Genomic DNA, 356 nt, shown 5'->3' with positions numbered 1-356 from the left:
GATCCCGCTAGGCTCCACTTATTTTAATATCATTTATGGCGGTGTAGCTCAGCTGGCTAGAGCGTACGGTTCATACCCGTGAGGTCGGGGGTTCGATCCCCTCCGCCGCTACCATAAAGGACCTTTAGCTCAGCTGGTTAGAGCAGACGGCTCATAACCGTCCGGTCGTAGGTTCGAGTCCTACAAGGTCCACCACTAAAGGTTTATATCTCGGAGGTATACCCAAGTTCGGCTGAAGGGATCGGTCTTGAAAACCGACAGGCGGCGAGAGTCGCGCGGGGGTTCGAATCCCTCTACCTCCTCCATTTTTTCTTAAATTACATATTATATCATCGCGGGGTGTAGCAGTACGGTAG

The 356-nt window shown here is 52.0% G+C and carries 3 tRNA genes; all 3 read left to right on the top strand.

Annotated elements, in window-relative coordinates:
- Nucleotides 1-37: 37 nt before the first annotated feature.
- The 3 genes from CN409_RS31160 (at nt 38) to CN409_RS31150 (ending at nt 305) form a co-directional block, all read left to right on the top strand.
- Nucleotides 38-114: transfer RNA gene (locus tag CN409_RS31160), tRNA-Met, on the top strand.
- 4 nt (nt 115-118) lie between these two features.
- Nucleotides 119-195, top strand: a tRNA-Ile gene (locus tag CN409_RS31155).
- A gap of 17 nt (nt 196-212) precedes the next feature.
- Nucleotides 213-305: transfer RNA gene (locus CN409_RS31150), tRNA-Ser, on the top strand.
- The last annotated feature ends 51 nt before the right edge of the window (nt 306-356 follow it).

It is taken from the genome of Bacillus sp. AFS012607, from assembly GCF_002558005.1.
In the GTDB taxonomy this organism is placed as follows: Bacteria; Bacillota; Bacilli; order Bacillales; family Bacillaceae_G; genus Bacillus_A; species Bacillus_A thuringiensis_S.
The sequence above is the reverse complement of the archived record's forward strand: the minus strand, read 5'-3'. Positions and strand labels throughout refer to the sequence as shown.